Raw genomic sequence first — 26,018 nt, 5'->3', positions numbered from 1 at the left:
TCTGAAGAAGCCGTTAAGCGGCGAACCGCGTCGTTACGCGCTGATATCGACGATGCCGCAATCGCCGGCTTCGGATCCGAAGGCCAGACGTTTGCCTGTTCCATCCCAGTCTATGGCGGTGATCGGCCCTTTGCCGGGGCGTCGCAACAGCGCCTCCTTGGAATCTTCGAACCGGACAGCCAGAATCATCCCGTCCTGATAGCCGATGGCGACCATCTCTTCCTTGGGATGGCACGCGACGGCGGTGACCTGCGAGTCGCCACGCGTGCCGAGTTCAAGCGGCGCCTTGCCCATCGGTCCGTCCTTGCCCTGAAACGGCCAGACAACGGCGGCGTTGGCGCCGGAGGACGCAAGCCATTTGCCTTTCGCGCTCCAGGAGAGGCTTTTGACCTTGGAGGGGTAGCCTTCCATGCGCATGTGGCGGCCGTCTGCCAAGCGCCAGCCGTGAAGAGCGGGCTCCTGCATGGCTGTAACCAGGCTGTCGCCATTGGGGGAAAAGGTGACAAGCAGATGCGCCCCGGCCCAGCCCAGAATCGTCGGCAGGCTTTCGGTGGCCGGAAAGTGCAGGCTCACGCCATTATAATGCGAGCAGGCAAGGCGCAGGCCTTTCGGCGCGAAACTCATGGCTTCCACGCTTCGCTCGTGCTCGATGGACTTCGCTCCGCCTTTTAGAAGCACCTTGGCAAACTTGCCATGGGAATAAGCGACCGTTCCGTCCGGCGCATAGGCAATGGCGGAAATCCATTTGCCTTTCTCACGAGCCAGTTCCTCGGTCGTCCCGTCGGCGTTGGTCGCAACCACGCGGCCATCCTCGCCGCCGGTCAGAATGCGGCGGCGCTTCTGATCGACCGCGAGGCAAAGAAGGCCATCATGGACTTCGATTTTGCCGGTCTCGCCGCCAAGCCGATGGAGAAAACCATCGGCATCGCCAAAAAATGCAACGTCTCCCAGCCAGCCGAGATGGGCAACGTGGCCGTCAACATCGAGTGGAGCGACCGAGGGCATCAGGCGGCTTTCGTCTGACAGGCTTCGAATTGCTCCCGAAGAGAGGCCTCGTCCAGATCGCGACCGATCAGGACAAGCCGGCTCTCGCGGGCTTCGTCCGCGCGCCAGGGACGCTGATGGTCCCCTTCAATGATCATGTGCACGCCCTGAACGACGTAACGATCATCATCTCCATCAAAGGCGATGATGCCCTTTAGGCGCAGAATGTCAGGCCCTTTCACCTGCGTCAGGTTCTGGATCCAGGGGAAGAAGCGGCTCTGGTCCATCGCGCCCCCGCGCAGCGAGACGCTCTTGACCGTCAGATCGTGAATATCGGCCGGGCCATCGCCGTGGTGGTGATGATGGTGTTCATGGTCGTGATCATGATGGTGATGATCGCAAGCCGGCCCGCATTCGTGAGCGGGATCGTCGTGATCGAGGAAATGCGGATCGTTATCGAGCACGCGTTTCAGGTCGAACGCGCCGCGATCGAGAACCTTCGCGAGATCGACATTGGAGCGCTCGGCATGATGGATCGGCGCGATCGGATTGAGAGACCGCACGAGGCGTTCGACATTGGCCAGTTCATCGGCGGAAACCAGATCCGTCTTGTTGAGGACGACGACGTCGGCGAAGGCAATCTGGTCCTCGGCCTCGCGGCTGTCCTTCAGTCGCTGGGGCAGATGCTTGGCGTCGACCAGAGCGACCACGGCGTCGAGCGCCGTCTTCGAGCGGACGTCGTCATCCATAAAGAAGGTTTGCGCCACGGGTGCAGGATCGGCAAGGCCGGTCGTCTCGACGACGATAGCGTCGAAGCGCCCCGGTCGGCGCATCAGGCCCTGGACGACGCGGACGAGATCGCCGCGCACCGTGCAGCAGACGCAGCCATTGTTCATTTCGTAGATCTCTTCGTCGCTCTCGACGATGAGGTCATTGTCGATGCCGATCTCACCGAATTCGTTGACGATGACCGCATAACGCTTGCCGTGGGCCTCAGAGAGAATGCGGTTGAGGAGGGTGGTCTTACCTGCCCCAAGATAGCCGGTGAGAACGGTGATGGGTGTGAGCTGCTGCTGAGCGGCTTCGGTCATGAAAGAACCTCTGAAATGTTTGGCCCCATATAGGAGCGAGCGGTGCCGCGTTCCTAGGGGGCGGAGGACGAAAAGCGCGTCAGATCAAACGCTGCAATGTCGCGGGCGAGGGCCGCGAGGCCTTGTGCAGCCAGATCGATAAGCTGACGCCCGATCTCGGCATTGGCGGCAGCCGCGTCGCCCGTAGCACCGTCGGCATTCAGATCGTCCATCATCCAGCCGAAGGCGTGCGAGCCATATGCGCGCAGATGGGTGAAACGCTCGGAGAAATCGGACTGGGCGCTGGGAAAATCGGCCGCCTTTTGCATTTCTACACGCTCGGGCGCGATAGCCAGCATGACCGAGGTCTCGATCTGGCCGGCGTGAATGCCGAGCGCGCGTTCTTCAGCGGAAACGATGCCGCCCGGCTGGATGAACCGGTGCCAGTTCGTCGCGACGCACAACATGGCATGGCGGCGTCGCAGCTCCATCGCGACAATGGTCAGAAGCGGCGAGTTGCCGCCATGGGCGTTCAAAAGGAGAAGGCGGCGGATGCCGCGCGCTGCAAGATCGTCGCCAATCCCGATCCAGCGGTCAATCGCCTCGTTCCATTCCATTGATTGCGTCACTGGCCAGTTGAGATGTTCCGGCGAATAGCCGACCGCTTCGGTGGGAAGAATTTCCAGGTGCAGATCGGGCGCGGCCTCCTCCAGCGCTTTCGCCATGGCGGATGCGATCAGCGTATCGGTCTCCGGCGGCAGATGCGGGCCATGCTGCTCGGTTGCGCCGAGGGGCAGGACGGCGATTGTCGGCGCATCGGTGGACGTCGGATGAACTTGTGTCATATCAAGGGCTCGAAGCTTCGCTGGCTGACTTATTCTTCCAGCAGTCCGCACCGGGGGCGGTCAAGGGTAAAGGGACGCCGGAGTATAATGGCCAAGATCGACAAGGAGGCGATGGGACGACTACCGTCGAACCCGAAGAAGATGAACAAGGCGCCGAAAGGGGCCGTACTTAGCCAGTTGTCGGCAACAGCCCGCCATGCGCGCACCGCGCTTTCGGCACAGCTTTCCGAGCTTGGTCTGCACGCCGGCCAGGAGCAGATTCTTCTGGCGCTCAGCGAAGAAGAGCGCATGCCGCTTTCCGGGATTGCCGATCACCTCGGGGTGAGAGCGCAGACCATAACCCGTGCAATCACACGGCTTGAAGCGCAGGGGCTCGTCTTCCGCACGCCTTCGGAGGAGGATGGCCGGGTGAGCCATATCGCCCTGACGGATGACGGCCATGCGCTGGTCGACGACGTCAAGAAGACAGTCAAGAAGGTCGAGCGGAAGATGCTTGGCTCGCTGGACAAGACGCAGAAGAAAACGCTTCTGCGCTTTCTCGAATCGATCGATATCGAACTGACTGCGGAACTTTCCAAGACCTCGCAAGGCCGCCGGGATTGAGACGCTGTTCTTCCGGCTTGTGAAGGGCAGTGGCCGTGCGGTTGCGGTATTGCGCCAAACAGATTTGATTTTGCCGCCTGATCGGCCATAATTAAACAGTTTAATTTCGCGTTCGGGGAAACGAAGCTCTGGCACAAAAGATCAAGCTTTCGACAATTGCCGAAGCGCTCGGCGTCTCAACTGCGACGGTGTCGCTGGCCCTGCGCGACAGTCCGCTGGTCGCCGAGACCACGCGGGAGCGGGTGAAAGCCTATGCCCGCGAGATCGGCTATATCTACAATCGGCGCGCTGCATCCCTGCGCACTTCGCGCTCGGGGATTGTCGGCGTCGTCGTGCACGACATCATGAATCCCTTTTTCGCGGAGATTCTGAAGTCGATCGAAAGCGAACTCGACCGCAGCAAACAGACATTCATTCTCTCCAACCATTACGACTCAGTCGAGAAGCAGCGCGATTTCATCGAGACCCTGCTTCAGCTCGGCGCGGACGGCGTCATTATGAGCCCGGCCATCGGGACGCCCGCCGAGGACATCAAGCTGGCCGAGCGCAACGCGATGCCCGCGGTTCTGATCGCGCGTTCGGTGGATGGGGTTTCGACACCTTCCTTTCGGGGAGATGATTCCTTCGGAACCGGGCTTGCAACCGATCATCTCATCGAACTCGGGCACAAGAGGATCGCGCATATTGGCGGGACCGACCAGACCTCGACAGGCCGTGACCGTTATGCCGGCTATCGGCAGGCCATGGACCGCGCCGGCCTCAAGGTTCGAGAAGACTGGCGCATTTCCGGCCCACGTACCAAGCTTGCCGGGTTCGAGGCGGCAGAGGCCTTTCTGAACCTGCCCGACCGGCCAACGGCGGCGGTGTGCTGGAACGACCTCGTGGCGATCGGCCTGATGAACGGGCTCATCCGGTCGGGCTACTCGATCGGCGAGGACTTTTCCGTCACGGGATATGATGATCTTCAGGAGGCGGCCATCGCGACGCCTGCGTTGACCACCGTCTGGAACGGCCAACGGGAAGTTGGGCGCATGGCGGCCAAAACGCTTGTCGCGCGGATCAACGAACATCCGACGGTGACAGGGCTACAGCTGATCTCGCCGGAATTGCATGTCCGCAAATCGACTGCCGCTCCAAAACCGGATCGCTAAAAGCCATCGGAGAGGGCGGGATCGTAATGTCCCGTTAACCATAGCCTGCAAGCATGGCACTGTCTTCGTTTAGCGAGTCCCTGCCATGCGTACTGCTCTCGGAATCTGTTTCTTCCTGTCGGTGGGCGCGGCCGCGTTCCTCGCCGATGGCCGCTCTGGCCCCGATCCCATAACGGGTACAGACGCGATTTCCACGGGCTCGATCGATCAGCCACGTGCCGTCTATCAGGCTGCCGTGGAGGGCGAAGTCGTGCGCTGCTGGATGAGCCAGGTCAAAGACGAGATCGCCTATCGGTTCGCCGGGCCTGAGTGCTCCAAGCTCGGCATCGGCCATCCCCAGCTCGTTTCCGTTCTCCAGAGAGGGACCGGTGACCTGACCGTCAGAAACGAGGCAGGTGAAGACCTCCTTCACCTGTCCGCTTCCGACGGCAATGGCTGGGAGGCATCTCCGGACAGCGGCAAGTTGATCGATCTGATCGCCACTTTCGACTGAGAATCTGACGTCAGACCGATTACGTCCTGTGGTTTCTGACCCGCTTTTCTTTAATGCTGATGATCTGTGTGGCCGTGATCCTCCTCAGGTTTGCCATGCCCGATAATCGCCGGATCCGAACAGGTGTGGATTGCGCATTCGCACTCCAGTGTGGTGTGCGCGATTGAGAATTCGCTCTTCAATCGCTCCTTGACGGCCTGCTTGATGGCGTCGGCTTCGCTCCAGCGGCCAGGCTGGATGCCCACATGCGCGTCCACTGCGTTTTCATGCTCCTGCATCTGCCAGAGATGAAGATGATGAACGTCCGCGACGCCATCTACCGCACGCATCCGTTCGATCACCTTATAGGCATCCATTTCGGGCGGCGTGCCCAACATGAGGATCCGGATCACGCCGCCAATCTCCGCGAAGGATTGCCAGAGAATATAGGCAGCGATCATCAAGGTGACGATCGGGTCGATCAGACGCCAGTCATAGAGGATGATCAGCGTACCGGCGAAAATCACGGCGACCGAACCCAGCGCATCGGCCACATTGTGAAGGAAAGCCGCACGAATGTTCATGCTCTCCTTGGAGAGGGAAAATGTCAGAAGCGCGGTGACGACGTCGACCACCAGCGCAACGCCGGCAATGATCACCACCATCCACCCGTCCACGCCTTGAGGATCGATGATCCGCAAGGCAGCTTCGTAGATCAGGTAGAGACCGATCACGATCAGCGTGGTGTAATTGATAAGCGCGGCGACGATTTCGGCGCGCCCATAGCCGAAGGTCATGGTCTCGTCCGCGTCGCGACGTGCGATCTTCCGTGCAAAGAACGCAATGATCAGCGCCAGCGCATCGGAGAGGTTGTGAATAGCGTCGGCGATCAGCGCGAGACTGCCCGACAGGATGCCGCCGACGATCTGCGCGACCGTCAGGCCTAGATTGACGAGAACCGCCCAGAAGACGCGCGCATCGCCGGCTTCCGGGTCGACATGGGCGTGTCCGTGATGGCTATGCGGCATTGTGGGTTTCCTTTGTTCCTCCGGCGCCTTTGACGAGACCGGGACTATCCGGATGGTCATATCCTTTTTCAGACATGCCAGATCATGTACAACCTCTAGCCACTAGAGGTTCAAGGGGTGTTTTCATGTTTTCGATCGGAGAATTATCGCTGCGGACCGGCGTCAAGGTTCCGACCATTCGCTATTATGAAAAGGCCGGCCTGCTGGAGGCCCCGGAGCGAACCTCAGGCAATCAGCGACGCTACAGCCGATCCGGGCTGGAGCGCCTCTCCTTCATAAGGCATGCCAGAGCGCTCGGCCTTTCGATCGAGGATATCCGCGAACTCGTCGAACTGGCGTCGGAGCCGGAGCGGCCGTGCGGCGAAGCGCACCATATCGCATCGGCCCATCTGGCCTCCGTCCGGGCACGCATCCGCAAGCTGAAAAGGCTGGAACGGGAATTGGTGCGGATCGTCGATATCTCCGACGCAGACTGTCTCGGCGAATGCCATGTGATCCAGTCGCTGGCCGATCACGCCCTATGCGGGAGTGACCATTAGAGAGGCCCCATCCTGCCTGTCAGGCTCGGCTCGAGGCGTGAGCGCGGACAGCTTTGCCAAAGGCTTCGAAGATCGCGCGTGATGCCTTATCGCTTTCGGCCCAGTACTCCGGATGCCATTGAAAGCCGTAGGCGAAGGCCTTTGCATCCCGCGCCTGCATGGCCTCGATGGTGCCGTCCTCGGCTGTGCCTTCGGCAGAAAGGCCATCGGCAAGCCGATCGACGGCCTGCCGGTGGAGGGAATTGACCGAAATCGTTTCGCCATCGAACAGGTCCTGCAGGGAGCTGCCGTTGCGGATATTCACCTCATGGCGGATGGCATAGCGCTCGTCCTGTGTATCGGCTTCGGGCGCGCGATGATTGTCCCTGTCGGGAAGATCCTGAATGTCGTTGGCCAGGGTGCCGCCGAGCGCGACGTTCAGCTCCTGATGGCCCCGGCAAATGGCCAGAACGGGCAAGTTCTTCTTCAACGCTTCCCGAATGATCGGAAGCGATGTCGCATCCCTTGCGGGGTCGAACGGGCCATGCGCTTCGGTGGCTTTCACCCCGTAATTGTCGGGATGGACGTTGGAGCGCGCTCCGGTCAGCATCACGCCATCGACCGCCGCGAGGATCGTATAGAAGTCGGTCTTGTCGCCGAAAGCCGGGACGATCAAGGGTTGCAGTCCGGCGACCTCCATCGCAGCCCTGAGATAGGTCTGCGGCGTGGCGTGCCAGATATAGCTGTCATGGACGAGAGTATCGGCGACGATGGCAACGAGCGGCGATGTCATGGGGCGAATTTCCTTCGAACGGGATATCTCCTCTAGAAACTTATCGAAACGGCGACAAGGGAGCCCGTGCAAGGGATAGACGAGGCGGATTTGTGTGCCTATTGTCCGGACAGCTCAAGGCGGGGCGCTTAGCCGCTCTGTCTGCTGCGACAGACGAACGACGCCAGAATGGGAGGAGAATATTCATGGATCGTCGCGATTTTTTGCGTAAAGCAGGTGTGGCCGGTGCGGGCGCCGCTGCTGGCTCCACATTGGCAGCCCCGGCCATTGCGCAGGAGCAGCCTGAAGTTACATGGCGCTTGACGTCTTCCTTCCCGAAGGCTCTCGACACTATCTATGGTGGCGCCGAAGTGCTTTCCCGCATGGTTTCGGAAGCGACGGACGGCAAGTTCAACATTCAGGTCTATTCGGCCGGCGAAATCGTCCCGGGCCTGCAGGCTGCTGACGCGGCGTCTTCCGGCACGGTGCAGGCATGCCATACTGTCAGCTATTACTATGTCGGCAAAAATCCCGCTTGGGCCGTTGGCGCGGCCGTGCCGTTCGCCCTCAATGCGCGTGGCATGAACGCCTGGCACTATCATGGCGGTGGTATTGACCTCTTCAACCAGTTTCTTGGCAAACAGGGGCTCTTCGGACTGCCGGGCGGCAATACCGGCGTGCAGATGGGCGGCTGGTTCCGCAAGGAGATCAACACGGTCAACGACCTTCAGGGCCTGAAAATGCGCATCGGCGGATTTGCTGGCCAGGTCATGCAGAAGCTGGGCGTGGTGCCACAGCAGATCGCTGGTGGCGATATCTATCCGGCGCTGGAAAAAGGCACGATCGACGCGACCGAATGGGTCGGTCCGTATGACGACGAAAAGCTCGGTTTCCAGGAAGTGGCGCCGTACTACTACTATCCCGGTTTCTGGGAAGGTGGCCCGACCGTGCACTTCATGTTCAACAAGAGCGAATATGAGAATCTTCCGCCGCATTACCAGTCGCTGCTGCGTACAGCGTGCCAGGCAGCCGATGCCAACATGCTGCAGCAATATGACTGGTTGAACCCGAAGGCCGTTCAGAGTCTGGTCTCCAAGGGCGCGCAGCTGCGGCCGTTCAGCCAGGAAATCCTTACCGCATCCTTCGACGCGGCCAATGAGGTCTATTCCGAGGTGAGCGCTGAAAACGAAGACTTCAAGATGCTGTGGGAGAGCGTCAAGGATTTCCGCAAGCAGTGGTATCTCTGGCAGCAGGTCTCGGAAAACACGTTCGATACCTTCATGATGATCCAGCAGCGCAACAACGCGCTCTGATCTCTTCGACCCTGAAAACTGAAAAGCCCGGCGGTCTTGCGATCGCCGGGCTTTTTTAGCTGTGCAGTGAGTGCAGGGTGGTTTCAGAGCTTTCGGATAGCCACACGGCAATCGTGAAAAGCCGCGCCGCCGTGCGGTGCGATGGGATCCGCGCCGATCAGAGTGTTGATGCCGCACCCGTTCTCATGGGCCTTGTTCGGCCAGATGCCTTCCGCAACGACCGTGCCCACCATCGCCTTGTTGGCGATCACGGCATGAAGAACGACCTCGCCGCGCCCATTCGACAGGGCAATAGGGTCGCCCTCGGCAATCTTCAGATGCGCCGCATCCTGCTCGTTGAGAATGGCGGTCGGACGGACTTCCTTCTTCTGTGACGTCGCTGTCTCGGCGAAGGAGGAATTGAGGTAGTTGCGCGCCGGCGCCGTCACGAGCCTGAAGGGATGACCCGCGTCGGCCTCTTCCAGCAGGTGGCCGGTATGGTCGGGCAGGGTTCCGAGACGCTCAACCTGTCCCTGCAAACCCATCGTCTTGGCTGGCCGCTGTCCGTTGTGGACATCCGTCCAGTCCGGATCGAAGTGAAAAAGGCCATCGGGATGGGCAAAGCCATTCAGGTAGTGGGCTTCCTCGAACGCAATGGCCTTGTCGACCCAGCGTTTCTCGACCACCTCATCATAAGTGCCAAGGCAACTGCGCTCTGTTAGATTATCGAGCAACTGACGTTCGGTCCGGCCGAACCCTTCCATCTCGCTCACACCGAGGCGGCGCGCCAATTCCTCGATCACATGATGGTTTGGCTTCGGCCCTTCCGGCGGGTCGATCAGTTTCGGGCCCGGAAGGATGTGCGTATGTCCGCCACCGCGATAGATATCGTCATGTTCGACGAACATCGTGGCCGGCAGGACCACATCGGCCAGTTCGGCCGTCTCGGTCATGAACTGCTCGTGGACCACCGTAAAAAGATCGTCGCGCAGAAAACCGCGCCGCACTTTTTCCTGTTCGGGCGCAACATTCACGGGATTGGTATTCTGGATCAGCATGGCCGTTACAGGCGGGCCGCCATTCAACGCCTCCGGGTCGTTGGTCAGGATGGCACCGATACGGCTTTGATCCAGATGGCGGATCGACGGGTCCGCACGGCGCGTTCCTTTCACCACCGAGCTATCGATGCCGAAAATATCGCCATTGCCGTGAAGCGCGCCGCCGCCTTTCACCTGCCAGGCGCCCGTGACAGCGGGAATGCAAAGGGCGGCATGCATGGACACCGCCCCGCCGCGCCCGCGGGTGAAGCCGTAGCCAAGGCGGAAAAAGCTGTTCTTCGTACGCCCTACGAGATGGGCGAAGGCCTCTATCTCCTCGACGCTCAATCCAGTGATGGGCGCGGCCCATTGCGGTCCGCGCGATTTCAGATGGGTTTCCAGAGCCTCGGAGCCGCGTGTAAAACGCGCCATGTAATCGCGGTCGGCCAGGCCGTCGCGAAAAAGGACATGCATGACGGCGCATGCGAGGGCCGCGTCCGAGCCGGGCTTGAGCATAAGGCCCATATCGGCCTGGCGCATGGTCTCGGTATCGTAGACGTCGATCACAACAATCTTCGCCCCGCGTTCCTTGCGGGTCTGCGTGGCGTGCCGCATCACATTGATCTGGGTCGCGACGGCGTTCGTCCCCCAGATCACGATCACATCCGACTCGTGCATTTCGCGCGGATCGAGCCCGCGCACGGCACCGCATCCGGCATGGTAGCCAGTCCATGCGGGATTGATGCAGATCGAATCGAACTGGTAGCTCCAGCGCATGGCATGGCGGAGGCGATGGATGCCGTCCCGCTGAATGAGGCCCATCGTGCCAGCGTAGTAATACGGCCAGACCGTCTCGGTGCCATACCGTTCAGCCGCCTGCCGAAAGCGCTCGGCAATCAGGTCCAGCGTTTCGTCCCAGCCGGCTTCCTTCCATGCGCCGCCGCCCTTCGAACCTGTGCGGATAAGCGGCTTTGTCAGGCGGTCGGGATGGTGAACACGCTCGGCATAGCGCGCGACTTTGGCGCAGATCACGCCGTCGGTATAGCTATTCGCCTTGGCACCCCGCACGCGGCCGATGCGGCCGCTATCGAGGATTTCCACCTCGAGGGCGCAGGTGGAGGGGCAATCATGCGGGCAGGCCGTATGGCCGATACGTATCGTTTCGTTCATCGAACCATCTTGCACCGTTCTATAATGCCAAGGGGAGCCGCAAACGCGTCATGATAACGCTTTTGCGATCCTCGCCGAATATTCAGTTCTGATCGGTCGGATTTTGTGGCGGCATAACGGGCGAGCCGAGAGGCTGAAGATCGGGCAGTTGGAAACCGGGCGGTGTGCCGGTGCCGTTGCCTGACGTTTCTCCACTCTCCGCGCTGGGGGATTGCGACGAGCCTTGCTCGCCCCCAGAGGTTCCGCCGGGCGGGCCGAATTCGAGGGGTGGAAGCTGAAGGCCCGGCAATTGCGGGTTTGACGACGATCCCTCGCCATTGCCCGGTTCGCCAGCAGGGCCTGGCGATGGCGGACCAAGATTGAGTGGCGGCAGTTGGAACGGGTTGTCGGGTTGGACCTGCTGTTCCTGCGTCTGGCCGCCGCCCGTATTCGGCTCTGCCGGAGCGGTGACCTTGACCGGTTCGTCTTTGTAATGGGTGACAAGGCCGGGGAACGCGATGATCAGGCCGATGACCAGCATCTGCAAAAGGATGAAGGGCAGGGCGCCCTTGTAGATATCCGTTGTCCGGATCGCCGGCATCATGCGGTCCGTCACCTCGTCCAGCCATTCCGATTTCGGTGCGATCGAGCGCAGGTAGAAAAGCGCGAAACCGAAGGGCGGCGTGAGAAAGCTGGCCTGGAGGTTGAGGCCGATAATGATGCCGAACCAGATCAGGTCGATATCGAGCTTTTCGGCAACCGGAGCCAGCAAGGGCACGAGGATGAAGGCGATCTCGAAGAAATCGAGGAAGCAGCCAAGGATGAAGACGATGATGGTGACGACGATCAGGAAGCCATATTCGCCGCCGGGCAGAGCAAGCAGCAGATCCTCGATCCAGACATTGCCGTTGATGCCGTAAAAGGTCAGGCCGAAGACGCGTGCACCGATCAGGATGAACATGACGAAACTGGAGAGTTTCGTGGTCGAATAGAGGGCCTGGCGCAGCACCTCGCCGTTGATCCGCCGTTTCATAAGGGCAAGAGCCAGTGCGCCGGTGGCGCCCATCGCGCCGCCCTCGGTCGGGGTGGCGATGCCGAGGAAGATCGTGCCGAGCACGAGGAAGATCAGCGCCAGCGGTGGGATCAGGACGATGATGACCTGCTCCGCCAGCCGGCTGATGAGCCCCAGTTTTGCATATCTGTTGATCAGCGAGACCACCAGCGCAAAGGCGACCGCCGCGACGGCCGACCACACCACCGAAACTTCGTATCGAAAATCGGCGAAGAGGTAGTTCCGCCCCGCGACGTAGATACCCGCAGCCAGCGCCATCATGACAAGTAGCGAGAGGACGCCAGTGCCCAATGTTCGCGCTTCCGGGGGCAGGGCGGGCGCCCATGCCGGTCGAGCGAGCGTGACGCCGAAAACGTAAAGGCAATAGAGACCGATGATGATGGCAGCGGGCAGTAGCGCACCGACATACATATCGCCGACCGAACGGCCGAGCTGGTCGGCCATCACGATCAGAACAAGGCTGGGCGGCACGACCTGAGCCAGCGTGCCGGCCCCGGCGATCGTTCCCGTCGCAAACGAGCGGTCATAGCCATAGCGCATCATGATCGGCAGCGAGATGAGGCCCATGGCGATGACGGAAGCGGCGACGACGCCGGTCGTTGCGGCCAAAAGGGCGCCTACCAGAACCACGGCATAGGCCAGGCCACCGCGAATGGGACCGAATAACTGTCCTATCGTGTCAAGCAGATCCTCGGCCATGCGGCTGCGTTCGAGGACCAGGCCCATAAAGGTAAAAAACGGAATGGCCAGCAGCGTATCATTATACATGATGCCGTAGATCCGTTCAGGGTGGCTCCCGAGCAGGGGCCAGAACAAACGGATCTCACTGGAAATGCTGCTCATCTCCACGCCGATGACGAAGAAGGCGAGACCGCCAGCGGCCAGGGTGAAGGCGACCGGATAGCCGATCAGCAGCATCGCCATCACGGTAACGAACATGATGGGCGCGAGTTCGTGGGCGATAAGATCGATCACGAGTGGCCTCCCTGTTCTTCACCGGAAAGGCCGCTGCCGCTTTCCATCTCTGCGACTGCGGGCGGCAGATCATAATCTTCGAGGTGCGGGTCTTCCATGCGATCCATCAGGACCGCAACGCGCTTGATGATTTCCGACACGCCCTGGATGAAGAGAAGAATAAAACCGAAAAGCAGGATGAACTTCGCCGGCCACAGGATCAGGCCGTTGGCGTTGCCGGAGATTTCGCCGCTATTGTATGAGCGCCAGAACCAGGGCCATGCGAGCCAGACCATGAGGCCGGTAAAGGGCAGAAGGACGACGAGATGCCCGACGAGATCGACAATATCGCGCGTGCGCTTCGAAAAACGGTTGGAAAGCAGATCGATGCGGATATGTTCGTTATCCTGCAATGTCCATGATGCCGCTATGAGAAAGACCGCTCCGTAAAGGTACCACTGGAGTTCCAGAAGCGCGTTTGACGCGCGGGGGATCGGGATCCAGTCCGGAACCGAACCTCCCAGGTAACGGATGGTCGCATTGTAGGCCGAAACGAGAACAGCGACGAGTACGAGCCAGGAGACGGCCTTCCCCATGAACCGCGTTACGGCATCAATGATCGACGACAGGCCGATGAGGAACGTCATGCGGTCGCGCCCTTCCCTTTACTGTCACTATTACGGATTGCCTGCCCTCCTGCAGAGCACTTTATTGGCACGAGCTCTTCGGCGTTGTCCAGTTGGTTTGCGTTCATCCTTTGGTGGATTTGCACGGTTTTGCGTAGCCTTTATCACGTTCGTGATACTGGCCGGGGCGGTGGAGGCGCAGGAAACGGCGCCGGAGCCACCAAAAGCGGAGGGCGCTGAAGCGTCCACTGATGCCAAGTCCGGTGAGGCGCAAGGCGCTCCCCTCACCATTTTGTATTTCAGGCAGGCCGGACGCCGCGACGATGGCGGCGAAGCCTTCGGGAAGGGGCTTGCGGATGCCGTTTCGGCGGTAAACGGTCGCGACGGCGGATTGAACAATATAACTGTAGATTTGAAGGAATGTGATATCCCGGCTGGTGCCGAAGCGGCGACGCTTCTCGGCGCGTCGGGTTGCAACGGTGCAGCCGCAGAAGCGCGCCTCGCAATCGTCTGGCCGCGAGAAGATTTGGAAGCCTTCGCTATCGAAGCCGAGCGATCCGGTTTTCCGCTCATCGCCGTCGCGGGACGCGACGCGCTGAGTCAGGGTGAGGAGCTGCGCTGGTCTTTCGCGCCGCCTCTTTCGCTCTCCCGGCAGGCATTGGCTCTGCTCGAAGCCGCCTCCAGCACTGCAGACAAGAAGGAGCCGGTGCAGCGCATCGCTCTCTTCCACTCGGCGGATGCCTGGGGGGGCGATATGCGCGATGCTCTGATGAGCGCGTCCGAGCGGCAGGGCTTCACCTTGCAGACCTATTCCGTGAGAGCCGGTGAAGCGCAGGACATCATCTCCACCTTTCGGGATTTCGGCGTCAGTCCGCCCGATCGGATCATTATATGGGGTAATGGCGGTGTCGCCGATACCGTCCTTCGCGAAGCGGTAAAGCGTGATTATCCGGTGGGCCAGCTCGTCAGTGGCTTTGCCGATGCAGCGTACGAAACACTTGTGGATCTCGGTGCTCGCGGAAAGGGCTTCGGCGTGGTGGCCATGACCGCGCCCGCCAGCTCGCCATCGCCCGAGACCGATGACGATGCGAGTAAAGGTAAGGGCGAGGGCACGCCGCCGCTGCGCGCCACTGGTGAACTGGTCGGAGCATTATCCGTCGAGGCGCTGGGAGCAGCACAGGAACTGGCGAATGACCGTTATCCGGCGCGTGGGGATGTTCGCACTGCGCTGGAACGCGTCAATCTTACGCCGGAGCGCATGAAAGCGCTCGGTCTCGCGCCATTGCCTTCCGCTTTGAAACTTTCGTGCACCGATCATGCGGGGTCGGCCGAACCGGTTTTCCTGCAATGGAGTGGCGGGGTATTTGCGCAGATACCGCTCGAGCTTCCAGCCGCGGCGGGCTCTTCTGCTCGAAACGGATCGTCTGCGCTCACGTCTCAGATTGGCGATGAGCGTGCCGAGGCGCCTTCCTGCCCGACCGACAAGGTAGAGGAATGAGGCGGCCGTCCGACCGTCTGATGTGGGCGCGAAGAGACAGGGCTGCTTGCTCCCTTGGTCGCATTTCGCTATTGGCTGACATTCAAAGGACGAGCCGCTAGCGAGGAGACGCATCCATGGCCGAACATCTTGATGAGGCGAAGTTCGAGACGGGCGCCGAAATGGATTATGGCGAGCACGAGAAGACCTACTCGATGTTCCTTTCGGTGACCAAGTGGAGCGCGCTTTTCTGCGTCGCATTGCTGATTGCGATGGCTTTTGGTTTCTTCACGACGGCCGGCTTTATCTCGTCCACCATCCTTTTCATTCTGTTGCTGGTCGTCAGCGCATTTCTGATCAAGTAAGAATCGCTGGCTGCCATATGGCTGCCGGATGAGACTTCGACACGGAGCCGATGACGCGGCTCCGCTGATCCACAGGGGAGGGTGCCAAGTGGCGCAAACGGTTTTCGTACCGAAAGAGAGTTTGGCTGACGAGGGGCGGGTGGCCGCTTCGCCGGACACGGTCAAACGGATCAAGGCGCTCGGCCTGGATGTGGTTGTCGAAACGGAGGCTGGACGAGCCTCCCGCATTCTCGATTCAGACTATGAGACTGCGGGCGCTCGTATTGGTTCGGCGTCCGATGCGACCTCGGCCGACGTGATTTTGAAGGTTCGTCGACCCACGACCGAAGAAATCGCTGCCTATAAGCAAGGCGCCATCGTGCTTGCGACGATGGATCCGTTCGGTGCCGAAGAGGCTCTGTCTGCAATGGCGGATGCCGGTCTCTCGGCCTTTGCCATGGAATTGATGCCGCGCATTACGCGCGCTCAGGTCATGGACGTGCTCTCCAGTCAGGCCAATCTGGCAGGGTATCAGGCCGTGATCGACGCGGCTGAAGCCTATGACCGGGCGCTACCCATGATGATGACGGCAGCCGGCACGGTTCCTGCCGCAAAGGTCTTTGTCATGGGCGCGGGCGTCGCCGGGCTTCAGGCCATTGCAACGGCCAAGCGTCTCGGTGGCGTGGTTTCCGCGACCGACGTCCGGGCCGCCGCCGGCGAACAGGTGGCATCCCTTGGTGGCAAGTTCATCATGACCGAAGCGTTGAAGGATGCTTCGGGCGAGGGCGGCTATGCCCGCGAACTGACCGATGATGAGAAGAAGGCGCAGTCTGAACTCGTCGCCGGTCATATCGCCAAGCAGGATATCGTCATCACCACGGCGCTCATTCCGGGCCGCCCGGCGCCGAAACTGATCGACGCGGACATGGTCGCCTCCATGAAGCCCGGCTCGGTGATCGTCGACCTTGCAGTCGAACGTGGCGGCAATGTCGAGGGCTCGAAGGCCGGTGAAGTCGTCGTGACGAAAAACGACGTCACGATCATCGGCCATCTCAACGTGGCTGGACGGATAGCGGCAACGGCCTCGCAGCTTTACGCCAAGAACCTCTACGCCTTTCTGGAAACGATGGTCGACGGCGAGAGCGGCTCGGTGGCGATCGATCGCGAAGACGAACTTGTCTCCGCGACGCTTCTCACCCATGGCGGCAAGGTCGTCCATGAACGGTTTGGCGGAGCATCCACCGAGGCACCGGCAGCGGCTCCAGATGACGGCGCAAGCCCGGAAGGTGAGGCGGCCCCTGCCGTTGAGCCCGGTACGGGCGACAGTGATGCCGGCAAAGGCAATACGAGCGAAGGAAAAGCGTGATGGAAACCACTCTGCAAGACGCGCTCGAACAGCTGGAGAGCGCGACCGAAGCGGTGCGCGACGCCGCACGCGAGCAACTTCTCGCTCCGATCGACGGGGTCGCCGACGCCGCAGGCGCAACCGCCCATGCGGCTAGTGGCGGGCTTGTCGATCCGTTCGTCTTCCGCCTCGCGATCTTCGTCCTCGCGATCTTTGTCGGCTATTACGTCGTCTGGAGCGTGACGCCGGCGCTGCATACGCCGCTGATGAGCGTGACCAACGCCATATCCTCCGTGATCATCGTGGGCGCCTTGCTGGCCGTGGGCATTTCGGCTTCGGGCCTTGCAACCGGGTTCGGCTTCGTCGCGCTGATCCTCGCTTCGGTGAACATCTTCGGCGGCTTCCTCGTCACGCAGCGTATGCTGGCAATGTACAAGAAGAAGGAGCGCTGAGACGATGATCGGCCTCAATCTCGCAGCCCTTCTCTACCTCGTTTCGGGCGTCCTCTTCATTCTGGCCCTTCGCGGCCTGTCGCACCCGACCACCAGCCGTCAGGGTAATACTTTCGGCATGGTCGGCATGGGTATCGCCATTCTGACGACCTTGCTGATCGCGCCTCCCGGTCTCGGCGGCTTCCTGATGATCGTGCTCGGTCTGGCTATCGGCGGTGGTGCCGGTGCGGTGATCGCCCGCCGCATTCCGATGACGGATATGCCGCAGCTTGTGGCCGCGTTTCACAGCCTTGTCGGCCTTGCCGCTGTCATGGTGGCTGCTGCTGCACTTTATGCGCCGGAGAGCTTCGGCATCGGCACGGTCGGTGACATTCACGGCCAGGCGCTCGTGGAAATGAGCATTGGAGTGGCGATCGGCGCCATCACCTTTACTGGCTCGATCATCGCCTTTCTGAAGCTCGACGGCCGGATGAGCGGCGCACCGATCATGCTGCCGATGCGTCACGTGATCAATGCGGCTCTGGCATTGGCATTGGTCGTCCTGATCGTCATTCTGGTGATGAGCGCATCGCCGCTTGTTTTCTGGCTGATCGTGGCTGTTTCGCTGGCTCTTGGCGTGCTGATCATCATCCCGATCGGCGGCGCCGATATGCCGGTGGTCGTCTCCATGCTGAATTCCTACTCAGGCTGGGCCGCGGCAGGCATCGGCTTCACTCTCGGCAACCTCGCCTTGATCATCACCGGCGCACTGGTCGGCTCGTCGGGCGCCATTCTCTCCTACATCATGTGCAAGGGCATGAACCGCTCCTTCATCTCGGTCATTCTCGGCGGCTTCGGTTCCGATGGAGGCGCGGCCACTACGGGTGACGACGGCATCGAGCGGACCGTCAAGCGCGGTAGCGCCGACGATGCAGCCTTCCTGATGAAGAATGCTTCCAAGGTCATCATCGTGCCGGGATACGGCATGGCGGTGGCGCAGGCGCAGCATGCGCTTCGGGAAATGGCCGATGCGCTGAAGGAAGAAGGGGTCGAGGTGAAGTATGCCATTCACCCGGTGGCTGGCCGCATGCCCGGCCATATGAACGTCCTGCTGGCCGAAGCGAATGTGCCTTATGACGAGGTCTTCGAACTTGAGGACATCAACAGCGAGTTCGCGCAGGCCGATGTCGCCTATGTCATTGGCGCGAACGACGTGACGAACCCGTCTGCGCGCGATGACAAGTCGTCGCCGATCTACGGCATGCCGATCCTCGATGTCGACAAAGCGCGGACCTGCCTTTTCGTCAAGCGGTCACTCGGCTCCGGCTATGCCGGCATCGACAATACGCTGTTCTACAAGGACGGCACGATGATGCTTCTTGGCGATGCCAAGAAGATGACCGAGGAAATCGTCAAGGCGATGGAAGGAATCTAGGCTTTCGCCCTCGATTGCAGCAATGAAAACCCCGTCGCTGCTGCGGCGGGGTTTTCTTTATGAATCATGAAGTTCCGGCCCTGTATCTCTTCACCCTGGCGGTATCGTAACCGAAGTGTGAACGACGGAATTGAACCTTTTTGCCGGAATGCACGTTCATCTCTCACACGACTTGAGGTCCGGAGAGGGAAAATGCAGTTCGAGGCGGGATCACTGACAGGCAAGATGATGGCGGGCGCAGCGCTTGTCGCCGCCGTGACGGCCGTCTCTCCTGCCTATGCCGGATATTACGATACCCTGCCGGAAGAAGCTCGTCGCAACATTCAGGATTATCTGGTGTGGACCGGCCATTACGATGCGCCGATCGATGGATCGATTGGTCCGCAGACGGTCGCAGCCATTCGCGCCTGGCAGGAAGATAACGGTTACGGTTCCGACGGTGTTCTGGCGGTCGGTGAGGCCGAAGCCATGGGTGAAGCCGCCCGCAGTGCCTACAAGACTGCGCAGTTCACGATCGGCACGGACGGCGATGCCGGCCTCACCTACGGCCTTCCCTATTCTCTGGTCTCCGTGGTCGGCGAAAACGAGTGGAACGGGCTGAACTTTGCCGATCCGGAAAAGACGCTTCGTATCTCCTCCTTCCGTATCGCTGATATGAGTACTGAAAAGGTCGAAACCTTCAGCGAGCACGTTTTCGAAGACGTTCCCGGATTCGAGACCTCGGCTGTGCGCTTCGAGAACGGCGTTTTGACGATTAGAGGAGGCGACTCTACGGAGATCCTGCGCATGGACGCCAAGCTTTTCGGCGATCAGTTGCGCGGCATATTCGTCTGGATGGATCGCGATCTTGTCGGACAGAATGGTCACCTTCTGGCTGCGATGACCAACAGCCTCGATCTCGCACCTGTCGAAACGCCTTCGCTTTTCGCGTCTTCGCCGAGCAATGAAGATGGTATGCGGGCAATTTCGCTGCCGAATGCGCCCAGCGACGGCGAGTTTCCGAATGGTTCCGGGACTGGTTTCGTTGTCGATACGAACGGTTCGATCCTGACCAATGCTCATGTGGTCGCTGGATGCGGTCGAGTGGAAGTAACCGGACTGGGTGAAGCGCAGGTCATGCTTGAGGACGACAGCCTTGATCTGGCTCTCCTCAAGGTGAATGGCGCACGCGAACTGAAAGCTGCCACCCTTTCGAGTGACGAGCCGATGCTCGGTGAGGACGTTTTCGCTTTCGGCTATCCGCTTCCCCAGGCATTGGGGAGCGAGCTCGGTTTTTCTCGCGGGAGCGTGTCCTCAATGGTCGGGCTACGTTCAGAGCCGACGCAGTTTCGCATGACGGCGTCGGTGCAGCCTGGCAATTCGGGCGGCCCGCTGGTCGACGAAGAGGGGCGGGTGATCGGTATGGTCACCGCCAAGCTCGATGCAATGGCGGTTGCGAATGCCACCGGTGATATTCCCCAGTCGATGAATTTCGCGATCCGCTCATCTGTCCTGCGCGACTGGCTTAAAGCGCAGAACATTACCTTCGAAGCGACAGATCGGCATGACGAGTACAAGCGCGCCTCGGCGGTTGCCAAGGATGCCGCCGACTACACCCATCAGGTTGTTTGCTACGAGGAATAGCAGCATCCAGCGCCGTTGATGTCCGGCGGTTCACAAAAGCGAGATAGAAAAAGGGCTGCGGCATTAAATGATGCTACAGCCCTTTTTTTCAGCCGGTGAAATGCGTTTATACGATACGCGCCGCCCTTTTGCCGGACGACAAACCTAGTTAGCTCGAGACGCGTCGCAGGCCTTCCTTGGCCGGCGTATAGGACGGATCGAGTTGTGTTGCCTGCTGATAGGAGCTGCGGGCCTTCACGTTATCGCCGCGGCGTTCGTAGACAAGCGCCTGATTGGACCAGCTTTCCGCGACTTCATTGTCCAGTTTGATGGCCTGATTGAAGTCGGCAAAGGCGTTTTCATCATCGCCGAGCGCCAGATAGGAAAGCCCGCGGCCATTATACGGCGCGGGTGCATCGTTCTGCAGCGAAATCGCGGAGGAAAAATCCTCAATCGCGTAATTATGCTGGCCCTGCTGCTGGTAGAGAAGACCGCGATTATAGTAGGCGCGCGCATCTGTCGTATCGAGACGGATAGCGCGTTCGAAATCCTGAAAGGCAGCCTGGGTCTGTCCCATGTCGCGATAGAGATTGCCTCGTCCGATATAGGCGGCGTCGTAACTGCTGTTCAGCTGAACCGCTCGATTGTAATCGGCCAGTGCACCGTTGCGATCGCCCTTCAAGCGCTTGATCAGACCACGATTGGCCCAAGCCTGATAATAGTTCGGGTTGATCTGAAGGGCCCTGTCGAAATCAGCCAAAGCAAGATCGTATCGACCTGCCTTTCCATAAGCCGACCCGCGGACATTGTATGCCGCCGGATCGCTCGGGCTGCGCTGAATGACTGCGGTGAGGGAGGAGATGTTCTCCGTGGATCCTTCGGCCGTGTCGATTGCCGTAAGCTGCTGCCCAGCGCCGGTCTGGCAGGCCGCCAGCGGAACGAACAGGCTGACCGCCAGAATCGGCAGCGGGCTGACGCACCTCTTTGCCAGGCGGCTTGCCTGCGAAGATGTCGTCACACGGGATAATGTCGGGCGGATTTTGAGTTTCGGCACGTCGGGTCCCCTCAAGATACGCTAGCCCCGCAAGCAGGGATCATCTTGGCATAACTATGAAAAATGGCGATGAGTCGCCTCACCGCCATTCGCAAATAACGTCGAATTCCGTCAAAAAGGCGGCGCAATCAACGGCTGCTGCGGCCGCCGAGGAGACCTTCGCGCTGGGCGCGCTTGCGAGCCAGCTTACGGGCGCGGCGAACAGCTTCCGCCTTCTCACGGGCGCGCTTTTCGGACGGCTTCTCGTAATGGCCACGCATCTTCATTTCCCGGAAGATGCCCTCACGCTGCATTTTCTTCTTCAGAGCGCGGAGAGCCTGATCAACATTGTTGTCGCGAACGAGTACCTGCACTTAAACGACCGTCCTATCTTTTCTTGCCCTTCGGTGGGCGTGTTAATGGATGAGCGAATGTTCGCTCCCGGCTGGAACGCCTGAACAACCATACGGTTTGGGAACAAAACAAGCGCCGCAGTGCCATCAGCACCACGAATTGTGGCGCGCTATAACAGAGCAGAACAAAACTGTCCAGTCGCGCGATGATTTCAGTGGTGGTCCCAGGGCGCTTTTCTCCCCACATATAGGACAAAGGGACCCAAGCGGAAATTTCTATGAACCAGATCGCTGTTGGACCGGGCTTGGCGGAGCAGATCGTGTCACTCGATCGGCAGGGGTTGGACCGTATCGAGATTGCGCGCTGGCTGCAATCGCAAGGCTTGCCGCCGGAGCAGGCCTCGGTGGTGGTGGCCGAAGTTCTCGAGGCAGAGGCCATGGGAGAGATGGCCCGTGAGGGGCCGGCACCGCGCCGCGCCGTCCTCTTTCGCGTGACGCGCGGAGCAGTCCGATTCATTTTGGCGGCCGCTTTCGTTCTGGCAGCCTCTTCGCTCGTTGCTTGGCTGTCGGCCTTTCTGCCAACCGTTTTCGACTGGATCGGGCTTTACGGCATCGGGCTGCTGTTCGGCCGGTTGGTGGCGACCGTCGCAGGGGTGGTCTTCGCTCTTATCGGGATCGTGATGGCTGCCGATGGCAAGGATTTCGCTCTCATGGCAGGGGCTCTTTCAGGGGCCGCCGGCTTTTACGGCTTTGTCTTGCAATGGGGCGGGTTCTGAGGTCTGGAAGGAACGAAAGGCCCTTTTGCCGCGTTTCTCCCGCGCAATTCGATGATTTTAGATTTGAGGGTGTATCATGACCGATATTATTGCTTCGCAATGTGATTTTGGACCGGGGTTTCTCGCTCATCTGTATCTCGATGACGAAAAAACGCCGGCAGAAGAGTTCGAAAAGGACCGCAAGAAAAAAGGCGAAATGAGCGAGGACGAAGAAGTCGAGGAAGGGCTAGAAGAGAGCTTTCCCGCATCCGACCCGATTTCACCGACCCGCCCGGACAAGCCCGCCGGTGCCGCCGACTGACTTTTCAGATTTGTGAGCAAAACGCCCCGCCAGAAAGCGGGGCGTTTTTTATATGGCTCCAATGCCGCCGTCGATCGCGACAGCGTGACCGGTCATGAAGCCGTTCGCCGGATCTGCCGCGAAAAGAATGGCCGTAACGATCTCATCGACCTCGGCAAGCCGTGCCATGGGGACGCCGCGCGCCATGAACGCCTCGGCTTCGTCCGCGGGAAGATTGGAGCGTGCAATCTCGCCAAGGGCCATAGGGGTTCGCGCAAAGGCCGGGCAGACAGCGTTGACGCGAACGCCCTTGCGGGCATTCTCGGCAGCGGCAGTCTTCGTAAGGCCGATCACACCATGCTTCGCCGCGGCGTAAATGCCCAGCCCCGGTGCGCCGCCCAGCCCGGCAACCGACGCGACATTGACGATCGAGCAGCCATCGTGGGCTTTCGCTTCCGCCTGAAGAGCCGGGATCTGAGCGGCAAGGGCGTGAAACACGCCCATCAGGTCGACTTCGATGACCTTTCTGGCCAGATCGCCGGGTATCTCGTGAAGGCGGTGGTGACCATGGGCGATGCCGGCATTGTTGATCGCAATATCGAGGCGACCATATCGCTCTTTCGCAAAGTCGATAAGTCGGTGGTGGACCGCCGGATCGGTGACGTCGCCGGGCTGATAGACGAAGGAGGAATCGTCCAAATCGGAAAGCGCTTCAGCCGGCTCGTCGGCGAGGTCGGACAGGACCAGCCATGCGCCTTCGCTGGCGAGTTTGCGCGCGACTGCGGAGCCGAAACCGCCATTGGCACCGGTGACGATAACGACCCGTCCCTCGAAGCGAGGGCTCATAACGGTTCGTCCTCGTCGAGAGACTGCACCGCAAGTTGCGCCAGAAGCGGGACCGCCTTTCCCATCTCCTTGCCGCGTTCCGGATTGGCGGCATTGCCGTCCAGAGCGCGCTTGTAGACGCCCTGAAGGATCGCGGCGAGGCGGAAGAAGGAGAAGGCGATGTAATAGCGCCAGTTATCCGGCGTATCGATGCCGCGTCGGTCGCAATAGCGGGTGACGTAGTCCCTTTCCGATGGAAGGCCGTAGTCGGACCGTTCGACACCGCCGAGGCCCTTGAACCCCGTATCGTGCGGCAGTCGCCACTGCATGCACTGGTAGGAAAGGTCGGCAAAGGGGTGGCCGAGCGTGGAGAGTTCCCAATCGAGCAGCGCGATAACGTCGGTGCCATCCTGTTCGAATATCATATTGTCGAGCCGGTAGTCGCCGTGAACGAGGCTGACCTGTCCGTCGTCAGCCGGCTCGTTCTTTCCGAGCCAGTCCATAAGATGATCCATTTCCGGGATCGTGCCGGTTTCAGATGCCTTGTACTGTTTCGTCCAACGGGAAAACTGGCGTGCGAAATACGAGCCCGGCTTTCCGAAATCGGAAAGGTCGACGGCATCGATATCGACGGAATGCAGAGCGGCGAGGGTTCGGTTCATCGAATCGTAGATCGCGGCCCGTTCGTCGTTGGAGGTGGCATCGGGCAGTATCGGGTCCCAGAATATCCGGCCTTCCAGAAAATCCATGATGTAGAACTGCCGGCCAATCGGACTTTCATCCCCCTCCGCCGAAAGTGCGTAGACCTTCGGCACCGGAACGTCGGTCTTCGATAGCGCAGAGATGACGCGATATTCGCGGTCGACCTGATGGGCCGATTTCAGCAGTTCGCCGGGGGGCTTGGCGCGCAAGACGTAACGCCCGCTGCCCGCATTGATCCGATAGGTGGGGTTGGACTGTCCGGCGGTGATCTTTTCGATCGAACGGAAATCCTCGAACCCCTCTACGTGATCCTGCATCCATGTCTCGATGGAGTCTTTGTCGATCTCTTCGGTTTGGCTCATGCGCTCCTCTCCTCCTCCATCAGGGCCAGTGAAATCCATTTGGCGACCAAGGCTGGCCGCTCCTGTCCCTCGATTTCGACCTCAACGTTCCAGGTGAGCTGAATATGGCCCGATGGGCGGGTCGATATGTCGAGCAGGCTGAACTTGCCACGCAGCCGGCTACCTGCCTGCACGGGCGAAAGGAAGCGTATCTCGTCGAAACCGTAATTGAGCGCGGCGGCCTGTCCTTTTAACGGCGGAGTTGCCTCATAGGCGAAGGCCGAGAGCATCGAGAGGCTGAGGAAACCGTGCGCGATCGTGGTCGGATAAGGCGTTTCCGCCTTCGTCCTTGCCGGATCGATATGAATGAAATTGCGGTCTTCCGTGATGTCCGCGAAAGCATCGATGCGTGTCTGGTCGATCATATGCCATCGCGACAGGCCGATTTCCTCGCCGATCCTGACTTGCAGACGATCGAGCGAGACCGGTTCAAGCATCTGCCGCTGGAAGCTGTCGGTCGTTTCCATGCGTTCGAACGCCTATTCCTGAAAGAGTTTCATGCCGTGCTGAACCGACTGGCCGCCATCCAGAGGCAGGATCGCGCCCGAGACGTAGGCGCCCGCGCGCGAGCAGAGAAAGAGGATCGCTCCGGCCATGTCCTCAGGCGATCCGATGCGCCCGAGCGGCACCCTGTTGCCCACCGTCTCTGCCTGCTCCTCGCTGGCCGTGGCAAAGGCGGTCATCCGACTGCGGAAAGGGCCGGGCGCGAATGCGTTCACTGTGATGCGCCGATCCGCAAACTCGTTTGCGAGCGTCCTGGTCAGGTGGTGAACGGCCGCTTTCGATGCTGTGTAAGAATAGGCGCCGTCGGCCATGGGCTGCGTGCCCATCACCGAGCCGATATTGATCACTCTTGCGGGATCGTCGTCGCTTGCCGCCGCTTCCAAAAGCGGGGTGAGATTGCGGGTCAGCTCGAAAAGCGCCGCAACATTGATCCCCATGACCTTTTGCCAGGCATGATAGGGAAAATCCTCGAAACTCGCGCCCCATGAAACGCCGGCATTGTTGACGAGAATGTCGAGTTTGTCGGTGCGTTTTTTTACTTCGGCCGTCAGAGCTTCGAGACCTTCCTCCGTCGAAACGTCCCCGCCGAATCCCTCGGCTGAACCGGCTGCGTCCAAAGCATTCAGTTCGCTCGCGACGGTCTCGCAGTCCTCCGCCTTGCGCGAGGCGATCATGACGTGCGCACCGCCCTGGACGAGACCCGTTGCAATCATCCTGCCGATACCGGTCGCGCCGCCGGTGACGAGCGCCGTCTTGCCTGAAACGGAAAAAAGATCTGAAACGAAATCGGCCAATGTCTGCTCCTCCAGCGTGTCGCGCGGAGCATTCCACTCTCCGCTCGTTGACAACCTACTCAGTAGTATGCTGACATTCCGCCTCGGCGCAAGAGCAGCCCGGGAGGTCACTCCGATCAGAGGGCACCGGCGCGAGGAGGGGC

At 60.3% G+C, this 26,018-nt stretch carries 27 protein-coding genes; 13 read left to right on the top strand and 14 right to left on the bottom strand.

Going from position 1 to position 26,018, the window contains the following annotated elements:
* Nucleotides 1–33 precede the first annotated feature (33 nt).
* The 3 genes from D8780_RS10080 to D8780_RS10070 are packed head-to-tail and all read right to left on the bottom strand — an operon-like array spanning nt 34 to nt 2,899.
* Nucleotides 34–1,005 carry a WD40 repeat domain-containing protein gene (locus D8780_RS10080; protein WP_121645473.1) on the bottom strand — a complete coding sequence of 324 codons (972 nt, stop codon included), beginning with the start codon at nt 1,003–1,005 and terminating at the stop codon, nt 34–36.
* Nucleotides 1,005–2,075 (bottom strand): CobW family GTP-binding protein, encoded by a 1,071-nt coding sequence (locus D8780_RS10075; RefSeq protein ID WP_121645472.1) that lies wholly within the window; start codon nt 2,073–2,075, stop codon nt 1,005–1,007. Before D8780_RS10075 ends, D8780_RS10080 begins: the two co-directional genes overlap by 1 nt.
* Before the next feature lie 53 nt (nt 2,076–2,128).
* Nucleotides 2,129–2,899, bottom strand: coding sequence for a creatininase family protein (locus D8780_RS10070; RefSeq protein ID WP_121645471.1), 771 nt, complete (start codon nt 2,897–2,899; stop codon nt 2,129–2,131).
* 87 nt (nt 2,900–2,986) lie between these two features.
* Here D8780_RS10070 and D8780_RS10065 point away from each other — a divergent pair, with 87 nt between their 5' ends.
* The 3 genes from D8780_RS10065 to D8780_RS10055 all read left to right on the top strand — a co-directional run bounded on the left by D8780_RS10065 (nt 2,987) and on the right by D8780_RS10055 (nt 5,146).
* Nucleotides 2,987–3,502: a MarR family winged helix-turn-helix transcriptional regulator gene (locus tag D8780_RS10065; protein ID WP_158598485.1), complete on the top strand. Its 516-nt coding sequence runs from the start codon at nt 2,987–2,989 to the stop codon at nt 3,500–3,502.
* Between the two features lie 128 nt (nt 3,503–3,630).
* On the top strand, nt 3,631–4,653 hold the full coding sequence (locus tag D8780_RS10060) for a LacI family DNA-binding transcriptional regulator (RefSeq protein ID WP_121645470.1): 1,023 nt from the start codon (nt 3,631–3,633) through the stop codon (nt 4,651–4,653).
* Nucleotides 4,654–4,738: 85 nt separating this feature from the next.
* The gene (locus D8780_RS10055; protein WP_121645469.1) at nt 4,739–5,146 is read left to right on the top strand and encodes a hypothetical protein; all 408 of its coding nucleotides are present in this window, start codon (nt 4,739–4,741) and stop codon (nt 5,144–5,146) included.
* Nucleotides 5,147–5,196: 50 nt separating this feature from the next.
* Here D8780_RS10055 and D8780_RS10050 read toward each other — a convergent pair whose 3' ends face one another.
* Nucleotides 5,197–6,153: a cation diffusion facilitator family transporter gene (locus D8780_RS10050; RefSeq protein ID WP_121645468.1), complete on the bottom strand. Its 957-nt coding sequence runs from the start codon at nt 6,151–6,153 to the stop codon at nt 5,197–5,199.
* A gap of 125 nt (nt 6,154–6,278) precedes the next feature.
* Between D8780_RS10050 and D8780_RS10045 the strand changes: the two genes are divergently transcribed.
* Complete coding sequence (locus D8780_RS10045; protein WP_121645467.1) at nt 6,279–6,692, top strand: MerR family transcriptional regulator; 414 nt, start codon at nt 6,279–6,281, stop codon at nt 6,690–6,692.
* A 19-nt stretch (nt 6,693–6,711) separates the two neighbouring features.
* On the opposite strand, the gene D8780_RS10040 is transcribed toward D8780_RS10045, so the two are convergent.
* Complete coding sequence (locus D8780_RS10040; RefSeq protein WP_121645466.1) at nt 6,712–7,464, bottom strand: gamma-glutamyl-gamma-aminobutyrate hydrolase family protein; 753 nt, start codon at nt 7,462–7,464, stop codon at nt 6,712–6,714.
* Nucleotides 7,465–7,649: 185 nt separating this feature from the next.
* Between D8780_RS10040 and D8780_RS10035 the strand changes: the two genes are divergently transcribed.
* Nucleotides 7,650–8,756, top strand: a complete 1,107-nt coding sequence (locus D8780_RS10035; protein ID WP_121645465.1) for a TRAP transporter substrate-binding protein — start codon at nt 7,650–7,652, stop codon at nt 8,754–8,756.
* Between the two features lie 83 nt (nt 8,757–8,839).
* Here the strand turns inward: D8780_RS10035 and D8780_RS10030 are convergent, their stop codons facing one another.
* From D8780_RS10030 to D8780_RS10020, 3 genes are all read right to left on the bottom strand, one after another.
* Entirely contained in the window at nt 8,840–10,942 is a 2,103-nt protein-coding gene (locus tag D8780_RS10030; protein WP_121645464.1) for a molybdopterin-dependent oxidoreductase, read from the bottom strand.
* A gap of 82 nt (nt 10,943–11,024) precedes the next feature.
* Entirely contained in the window at nt 11,025–12,968 is a 1,944-nt protein-coding gene (locus tag D8780_RS10025; protein ID WP_121645463.1) for a TRAP transporter large permease subunit, read from the bottom strand.
* Entirely contained in the window at nt 12,965–13,594 is a 630-nt protein-coding gene (locus D8780_RS10020) for a TRAP transporter small permease subunit (protein ID WP_121645462.1), read from the bottom strand. The genes D8780_RS10025 and D8780_RS10020 overlap by 4 nt, the downstream gene beginning before the upstream one ends.
* A 169-nt stretch (nt 13,595–13,763) precedes the next feature.
* On the opposite strand from D8780_RS10020, the gene D8780_RS10015 reads away from it, so the two are divergent.
* From D8780_RS10015 to D8780_RS09990, 6 genes are all read left to right on the top strand, one after another.
* Nucleotides 13,764–15,071 carry a type 1 periplasmic-binding domain-containing protein gene (locus D8780_RS10015; protein WP_210209460.1) on the top strand — a complete coding sequence of 436 codons (1,308 nt, stop codon included), beginning with the start codon at nt 13,764–13,766 and terminating at the stop codon, nt 15,069–15,071.
* 116 nt (nt 15,072–15,187) lie between these two features.
* Nucleotides 15,188–15,415: an aa3-type cytochrome c oxidase subunit IV gene (locus tag D8780_RS10010; protein WP_121645460.1), complete on the top strand. Its 228-nt coding sequence runs from the start codon at nt 15,188–15,190 to the stop codon at nt 15,413–15,415.
* 88 nt (nt 15,416–15,503) lie between these two features.
* Nucleotides 15,504–16,760, top strand: a complete 1,257-nt coding sequence (locus tag D8780_RS10005; RefSeq protein ID WP_121645459.1) for a Re/Si-specific NAD(P)(+) transhydrogenase subunit alpha — start codon at nt 15,504–15,506, stop codon at nt 16,758–16,760.
* Nucleotides 16,760–17,191: an NAD(P) transhydrogenase subunit alpha part 2 gene (locus tag D8780_RS10000; protein ID WP_121645458.1), complete on the top strand. Its 432-nt coding sequence runs from the start codon at nt 16,760–16,762 to the stop codon at nt 17,189–17,191. The genes D8780_RS10005 and D8780_RS10000 overlap by 1 nt, the downstream gene beginning before the upstream one ends.
* A gap of 7 nt (nt 17,192–17,198) precedes the next feature.
* On the top strand, nt 17,199–18,605 hold the full coding sequence (locus D8780_RS09995; protein WP_121646506.1) for an NAD(P)(+) transhydrogenase (Re/Si-specific) subunit beta: 1,407 nt from the start codon (nt 17,199–17,201) through the stop codon (nt 18,603–18,605).
* A 192-nt stretch (nt 18,606–18,797) separates the two neighbouring features.
* Nucleotides 18,798–20,228, top strand: coding sequence for a trypsin-like peptidase domain-containing protein (locus D8780_RS09990; RefSeq protein WP_158598483.1), 1,431 nt, complete (start codon nt 18,798–18,800; stop codon nt 20,226–20,228).
* 148 nt (nt 20,229–20,376) lie between these two features.
* Here D8780_RS09990 and D8780_RS09985 read toward each other — a convergent pair whose 3' ends face one another.
* Both D8780_RS09985 and rpsU read right to left on the bottom strand, forming a co-directional pair.
* On the bottom strand, nt 20,377–21,198 hold the full coding sequence (locus tag D8780_RS09985) for a tetratricopeptide repeat protein (protein WP_425373650.1): 822 nt from the start codon (nt 21,196–21,198) through the stop codon (nt 20,377–20,379).
* A 191-nt stretch (nt 21,199–21,389) separates the two neighbouring features.
* A complete protein-coding gene (gene rpsU, locus D8780_RS09980; RefSeq protein WP_121645456.1) occupies nt 21,390–21,614 on the bottom strand; it encodes a 30S ribosomal protein S21 in 225 nt (74 codons plus the stop codon).
* Nucleotides 21,615–21,871: 257 nt separating this feature from the next.
* On the opposite strand from rpsU, the gene D8780_RS09975 reads away from it, so the two are divergent.
* Together D8780_RS09975 and D8780_RS09970 are read left to right on the top strand one after the other, a co-directional pair.
* The gene (locus D8780_RS09975) at nt 21,872–22,369 is read left to right on the top strand and encodes a hypothetical protein (protein WP_121645455.1); all 498 of its coding nucleotides are present in this window, start codon (nt 21,872–21,874) and stop codon (nt 22,367–22,369) included.
* Between the two features lie 76 nt (nt 22,370–22,445).
* Complete coding sequence (locus tag D8780_RS09970) at nt 22,446–22,670, top strand: hypothetical protein (RefSeq protein WP_121645454.1); 225 nt, start codon at nt 22,446–22,448, stop codon at nt 22,668–22,670.
* A gap of 48 nt (nt 22,671–22,718) precedes the next feature.
* On the opposite strand, the gene D8780_RS09965 is transcribed toward D8780_RS09970, so the two are convergent.
* From D8780_RS09965 to D8780_RS09950, 4 genes are read right to left on the bottom strand one after another with little or no spacing between them, the layout of a single operon-like run.
* Complete coding sequence (locus tag D8780_RS09965; protein WP_121645453.1) at nt 22,719–23,495, bottom strand: SDR family NAD(P)-dependent oxidoreductase; 777 nt, start codon at nt 23,493–23,495, stop codon at nt 22,719–22,721.
* The gene (locus D8780_RS09960) at nt 23,492–24,538 is read right to left on the bottom strand and encodes a phosphotransferase (RefSeq protein WP_121645452.1); all 1,047 of its coding nucleotides are present in this window, start codon (nt 24,536–24,538) and stop codon (nt 23,492–23,494) included. The genes D8780_RS09965 and D8780_RS09960 overlap by 4 nt, the downstream gene beginning before the upstream one ends.
* On the bottom strand, nt 24,535–25,044 hold the full coding sequence (locus D8780_RS09955) for a MaoC family dehydratase (protein WP_245412320.1): 510 nt from the start codon (nt 25,042–25,044) through the stop codon (nt 24,535–24,537). The genes D8780_RS09960 and D8780_RS09955 overlap by 4 nt, the downstream gene beginning before the upstream one ends.
* Before the next feature lie 12 nt (nt 25,045–25,056).
* Complete coding sequence (locus D8780_RS09950) at nt 25,057–25,875, bottom strand: SDR family oxidoreductase (RefSeq protein ID WP_245412401.1); 819 nt, start codon at nt 25,873–25,875, stop codon at nt 25,057–25,059.
* Nucleotides 25,876–26,018: the final 143 nt, after the last annotated feature.

Source organism: Notoacmeibacter ruber, assembly GCF_003668555.1.
Taxonomy (GTDB): domain Bacteria; phylum Pseudomonadota; class Alphaproteobacteria; order Rhizobiales; family Rhizobiaceae; genus Notoacmeibacter; species Notoacmeibacter ruber.
The sequence above is the reverse complement of the archived record's forward strand: the minus strand, read 5'-3'. Positions and strand labels throughout refer to the sequence as shown.

Excerpts from the sequence above, each read along its gene's own strand:
- D8780_RS10040 (WP_121645466.1), bottom strand. The coding sequence starts at position 7,464 with ATGACATCGCCGCTCGTTGCCATCGTCGCCGATACTCTCGTCCATGAC.
- D8780_RS09955 (WP_245412320.1), bottom strand. The coding sequence starts at position 25,044 with ATGGAAACGACCGACAGCTTCCAGCGGCAGATGCTTGAACCGGTCTCG.
- D8780_RS10035 (WP_121645465.1), top strand. The coding sequence starts at position 7,650 with ATGGATCGTCGCGATTTTTTGCGTAAAGCAGGTGTGGCCGGTGCGGGC.
- D8780_RS10050 (WP_121645468.1), bottom strand. The coding sequence starts at position 6,153 with ATGCCGCATAGCCATCACGGACACGCCCATGTCGACCCGGAAGCCGGC.
- D8780_RS10075 (WP_121645472.1), bottom strand. The coding sequence starts at position 2,075 with ATGACCGAAGCCGCTCAGCAGCAGCTCACACCCATCACCGTTCTCACC.
- D8780_RS10020 (WP_121645462.1), bottom strand. The coding sequence starts at position 13,594 with ATGACGTTCCTCATCGGCCTGTCGTCGATCATTGATGCCGTAACGCGG.
- D8780_RS09990 (WP_158598483.1), top strand. The coding sequence starts at position 18,798 with ATGCAGTTCGAGGCGGGATCACTGACAGGCAAGATGATGGCGGGCGCA.
- D8780_RS10080 (WP_121645473.1), bottom strand. The coding sequence starts at position 1,005 with ATGCCCTCGGTCGCTCCACTCGATGTTGACGGCCACGTTGCCCATCTC.
- D8780_RS10000 (WP_121645458.1), top strand. The coding sequence starts at position 16,760 with ATGGAAACCACTCTGCAAGACGCGCTCGAACAGCTGGAGAGCGCGACC.
- D8780_RS10065 (WP_158598485.1), top strand. The coding sequence starts at position 2,987 with ATGGCCAAGATCGACAAGGAGGCGATGGGACGACTACCGTCGAACCCG.
- D8780_RS10030 (WP_121645464.1), bottom strand. The coding sequence starts at position 10,942 with ATGAACGAAACGATACGTATCGGCCATACGGCCTGCCCGCATGATTGC.
- D8780_RS09965 (WP_121645453.1), bottom strand. The coding sequence starts at position 23,495 with ATGAGCCCTCGCTTCGAGGGACGGGTCGTTATCGTCACCGGTGCCAAT.
- D8780_RS09975 (WP_121645455.1), top strand. The coding sequence starts at position 21,872 with ATGAACCAGATCGCTGTTGGACCGGGCTTGGCGGAGCAGATCGTGTCA.
- D8780_RS10010 (WP_121645460.1), top strand. The coding sequence starts at position 15,188 with ATGGCCGAACATCTTGATGAGGCGAAGTTCGAGACGGGCGCCGAAATG.
- D8780_RS10070 (WP_121645471.1), bottom strand. The coding sequence starts at position 2,899 with ATGACACAAGTTCATCCGACGTCCACCGATGCGCCGACAATCGCCGTC.
- D8780_RS10055 (WP_121645469.1), top strand. The coding sequence starts at position 4,739 with ATGCGTACTGCTCTCGGAATCTGTTTCTTCCTGTCGGTGGGCGCGGCC.
- D8780_RS09970 (WP_121645454.1), top strand. The coding sequence starts at position 22,446 with ATGACCGATATTATTGCTTCGCAATGTGATTTTGGACCGGGGTTTCTC.
- D8780_RS10045 (WP_121645467.1), top strand. The coding sequence starts at position 6,279 with ATGTTTTCGATCGGAGAATTATCGCTGCGGACCGGCGTCAAGGTTCCG.
- D8780_RS09960 (WP_121645452.1), bottom strand. The coding sequence starts at position 24,538 with ATGAGCCAAACCGAAGAGATCGACAAAGACTCCATCGAGACATGGATG.